This window comes from Pseudomonas sp. LA5 (genome assembly GCF_028640825.1).
GTDB lineage: Bacteria > Pseudomonadota > Gammaproteobacteria > Pseudomonadales > Pseudomonadaceae > Chryseomonas > Chryseomonas aestiva.
Map to the genome: position 1 here is coordinate 1 of NZ_JAQYZY010000041.1, position 4,866 is coordinate 4,866.

At 61.8% G+C, this 4,866-nt stretch carries 2 protein-coding genes and 2 pseudogenes; all 4 read left to right on the forward strand.

Translation table 11 applies throughout. From position 1 onward, the window contains the following. Window positions 1-86 precede the first annotated feature (86 nt). On the forward strand, window positions 87-1,394 hold the full coding sequence (locus tag PVZ72_RS16540; protein WP_007159929.1) for an MFS transporter: 1,308 nt from the start codon (window positions 87-89) through the stop codon (window positions 1,392-1,394). 297 nt (window positions 1,395-1,691) lie between these two features. Further along, a pseudogene (locus PVZ72_RS24275) lies at window positions 1,692-2,645 on the forward strand (methyl-accepting chemotaxis protein); the annotation flags it as partial. Between the two features lie 45 nt (window positions 2,646-2,690). Further along, window positions 2,691-3,378, forward strand: a pseudogene (locus tag PVZ72_RS24280) (methyl-accepting chemotaxis protein); the annotation flags it as partial. 229 nt (window positions 3,379-3,607) lie between these two features. Then, window positions 3,608-4,866: acetolactate synthase large subunit (locus PVZ72_RS16550; RefSeq protein WP_273862499.1), on the forward strand; the 1,259-nt coding region annotated here is incomplete at its 3' end.

Sequence of the window (4,866 nt, forward strand, 5' to 3'; positions counted from 1 at the left end):
GCGGCTTCGCGACCTGGCACGCGCCCTGCTATAGCCCTTGTCGACGCCCCGAGCGCCCTAATAACAACGACAAGAGGAACACCCCTGTGGATAGCACCGCTACCCTCGCGGCCGGCCAGACCGCGCCCAAGACCACCTCGCAGCGCATCAAGTCCATCTTCAGCGGTTCCGTCGGCAATCTGGTCGAATGGTACGACTGGTACGTCTACGCCGCCTTCTCGCTGTATTTCGCCAAGGCGTTCTTTCCCAAGGGCGACCAGACCGCCCAGCTGCTCAACGTCGCCGCTATCTTTGCCGTGGGCTTTCTCATGCGCCCCATCGGCGGCTGGCTGATGGGCCTCTATGCCGACAAGGCCGGCCGCAAGTCCGCGCTGATGGTCTCGGTGATCATGATGTGCGCAGGCTCCTTGATCATCGCCCTCACCCCCAGCTATACCACCATCGGCGTCGCCGCCCCCATCATGCTGGTGCTGGCGCGGCTGCTGCAGGGCCTCTCGGTGGGCGGTGAATACGGCACCTCCGCCACCTACCTGAGCGAGATGGCGACCAAGGAAAGCCGTGGCTTCTACTCCAGCTTCCAGTACGTCACCCTGATCTCCGGCCAGCTGCTGGCCCTGGCCACCCTGATCGTGCTGCAGCAGACCCTGACCGTCGAACAGCTGGAGAGCTGGGGCTGGCGCATTCCCTTCCTGATCGGCGCCGCCTGCGCCGTGACCGCGCTCTACCTGCGCCGCGGCATGGAAGAGACCAGCTCCTTCAAGAAGGCCGAGAAGCCCAAGGAATCCCTGATGCGCACCCTGGCGCGCCACCCCAAGGAATTCCTCACCGTGGTCGGCCTGACCATGGGTGGCACCCTGGCCTTCTACACCTACACCACCTACATGCAGAAGTACCTGGTCAACTCGGTGGGCATGAGCAAGACCGACGCCACCTCCATCTCGGCGGCGACGCTGTTCCTGTTCATGCTGCTGCAGCCCGTTGTCGGCGCCCTCTCCGACCGCGTCGGCCGGCGCCCGGTGCTGATCGCCTTCGGCGTGCTCGGCACCCTGTTCACCTATCCGATCCTGACCGCCCTGGGTAGCGTCACCTCCTGGTGGGGCGCCTTCGGCCTGATCATGGTGGCGCTGGTGATCGTCAGCTTCTACACCTCGATCAACGCCGTGGTGAAGGCCGAGCTGTTCCCCACCGAGATCCGCGCCCTGGGCGTCGGCCTGCCCTATGCCCTGACCGTGTCCATCTTCGGCGGCACCGCCGAATACCTGGCGCTGTGGTTCAAGAGCATCGGCATGGAGAGCGGCTACTACTGGTACGTGACCGGCTGCATCGCCTGCTCGCTGCTGGTCTACGTCTTCATGAAGGACACCCGCGATCACTCGCGCATCGTCCACGAATAACCGCTCGTCCCAAGGGGTGGGCCGCTCGGCAACCTTGACGTCCAGCGGCCTAAAATCCGTTTTTTAAAGACCGCTAATTGCTCAGCAGAGTTGCGCCTCGAGATCGATAACAAAGAACCAGGCAATGCATCTCAATCCATTCACCAAGATGACGCTCTTACGCCCCGGATAATAAAAATGAATATCAACAACGCCATATCAAACTTATCCATCAGCAAAAAAATGGGGATAAGCTTTGGCATCATCGTCGCACTGACGATATTTATAGCTGCCATTGGAAACCACTCCACCAACAGAATGATAGCCAGTGGCGACAATCTCTATCGAGTCAACGCCATGGAGAAGACCCTGCTCAGCGCGCAAATTTATCTCGAGAAATTCACCGCGAAGGGCGAGCAGGTCGATGCCGAGCGCCTATCCAAGGAAATCAGTGATCTTGATCGCCAGATCGACGCCAATGCCCAGCTGCTCTCGAATCAGCAGCGGGACGAACTCTTGGCAATGCGTGAGACCATACAGCGTTATGCCACCGCCTATACCAAGGTAGTGGATACCCAAAAGCAGCGGGATGCGACACGTAGTGTATTGGTGAGTTCCGCCAACAAGACATTGGAGGCATTCAACGAGTTACAAAGCCAACTCTACCGACAACTTTCTAGCAACCCCAACACCAACGACCTACAAAGTCTGCAGAAAGTCAGCACCCTGTATCAGCAGCTGCTGCATATTCGCTATTTGGTCCGTGGTTATATCTTTCAACAGACGGATGATTCGCGTAACGCGGCAACCACGGCTCTGAACAAAGTAGCAACCTCCCTCAACGAATTGGTGCGTGCGACGTCCGAGGATCAACGCCGCTCGCTGATCGAAGCCGAACAGTCTTTCACCCAGTATCAAAAAGCACTGGAAACTTTCGCCAAAGCGCTTTCCGCCACCCAGGCGGCGACCACCGAAATGACTGAACAGAGCGCGCTGATGCGCGAAGCCAGCCAGCGGATCTATCAACGCCAGGTAGCGGAACGCGCTCAAGAAGAACAGCAGTCCAAGCTGCAGTTGCTGGGCGGCCTGATTGCGGCGCTGATTATCGCCCTACTGGCCGCCTGGACCATGACGCGGCAGGTCGTACGCCCTTTGCGCGAGGTGCTGGAAACCTCCACGCGCATTGCTGAGGGCGACCTGACCATGCAGATCGACACCCGTCGCCAGGATGAACTGGGTCAGCTGCAACGCAGTACCCAAACGATGGTGGACAGCCTGCGCGCCCTGATCGGCCATATCGGCAATGGGGCGACTCAGATGGTGACGGTGGCCCAACAGCTTTCTCAGGTCACCGATTCCGCCAACCAGGGCATCCTGCAGCAGCGTAACGAAACCGACCAGGTGGCCACCGCCATGAACGAGATGGCTGCCACGGTGCATGAGGTCGCGGCCAATGCGGCTCAGGCCTCCGCCGCCGCACGCAGCGCTGATGAACAGGCGCGCGAGGGGGATCACAAGGTCAACCAGGCGATCACCGAAATGGACCTGCTCGCCAGGCAGATGGCCACCTCCACCGAAGCCATGCAGCGCCTGCGCGGTGCGAGCAATCAGATCGGTACCGTGCTCGACGTGATCAAGTCCGTCGCTCAGCAGACCAATCTGCTCGCGCTCAACGCCGCCATCGAAGCGGCCCGCGCCGGTGAGGCGGGCCGCGGCTTCGCCGTGGTGGCTGATGAGGTTCGCAGCCTGGCCAAGCGCACCCAGCAATCCACCGAAGAGATCGAAGCGCTCATCAAGGAGCTGCAACAGGAAGTACGGCAAACCACCGCTCTTATAGAAGACAGCGGCGAGCTCACCGAACGCACCCTGACCCTGGGCAAGGACGCAGGAGCCGCGCTTTCGCTGATTACCCAGGCGGTCTCCAGCATCCAGAGCATGAACCTGCAGATCGCCACCGCCGCCGAGGAGCAAAGCTCGGTCGCCGAAGAGATCAACCGCAGCATCGTCAACGTACGTGGCATCGCCGAAGAAACCGTGGGTATCAGCGAAGACACCGCCCAGTCCAGCACCCGGATGATAACGCTCAGCCACAACCTACAGACCCAGGTAGCACGCTTTCGAATTTGAAAGAACTGGACTGAAGTCTCGGCGTCGCCTGGACGGAATTGCCATACGACGCCCTTTGTATCGCTCCTAACCCTCACGCATCGCTTCTTCAAAGGAACACGACACTCATGATGAAGGCCTCCGATCCGGTCGTTCGCTGCCTGGAAAACGAGGGTGTGGAATACATCTTCGGCATTCCCGGCGAAGAGAACCTGGACCTGCTGGAATCCCTGCGGCGCTCCTCGCAGATCAAGCTGATCCTGACTCGCCACGAGCAGTCCGCCGGCTTCATGGCCGCCACCTACGGCCGCTTCACCGGCAAGACCGGTGTCTGCCTTTCCACCCTCGGCCCAGGCGCCACCAACCTGGTCACCGCCGGCGCCTACGCCTACCTGGGCGGCATGCCGATGCTGATGCTGACCGGCCAGAAGCCGATCAAGAAATCCAAGCAGGGGCGTTTCCAGATTCTCGACGTGTGCCGCATGATGGCGCCGCTCACCAAGTACACCCACCAGTTCGCCTCCGCCGACAACATCCCGTCGCGCATCCGCGAGGCCTTCCGCCTCGCCGAGGAAGAAAAGCCCGGCTCCGTGCACCTGGAGCTGCCGGAAGACATCGCCGACGAGCACACCGAGAGCCTGCCGGTGCCGCCGAGCCTGAGCCGCCGTCCGGTCGCCGAGGCCAAGGCCATCGCCGCCGCCGTCTCCAAGCTGGAAAACGCCCGCAGCCCGGTGCTGGTGCTGGGCGCCGGCACCAACCGCAAGATGACCGCGCGGGTGCTCCGGCAGCTGATCGAGAAGACCGGCATCCCCTTCGTCACCACCCAGCTCGGCAAGGGCGTGGTCGACGAGCGCCATCCGCGCTTCCTGGGCAACGCCGCCCTCTCCGCCGGTGACTTCGTGCACCGCGCCCTGGAGTCCGCCGACCTCATCGTCAACATCGGCCACGATGTGATCGAGAAGCCGCCGTTCTTCATGACCCGTGGCGGCACGGAGGTCATCCACATCAACTTCCGCTCCGCCGAAGTCGATCCGGTGTACTTCCCCCAGGTCGAGGTGGTCGGCGACATCGCCAACGCCATCTGGGAGATCAAGGAGCGCATCGAGGTCCAGCCCACCTGGGACTTCGACCGCCTGTTGCACATCCGCGAAGCCAACGAGGCCCATGTCGCCGAAGGCGCCACCGATGACCGCTTCCCGGTCTATCCGCAGCGCCTGGTGGCCGATCTGCGTAACGTGCTGCCGTCCGACGGCATCGTCGCCCTGGACAACGGCATCTACAAGATCTGGTTCGCCCGCAACTACAAGGCCTACATGCCCAACACGGTGCTGCTGGACAACGCCCTGGCCACCATGGGCGCCGGCCTGCCGTCGGCCATGGCCGCGCG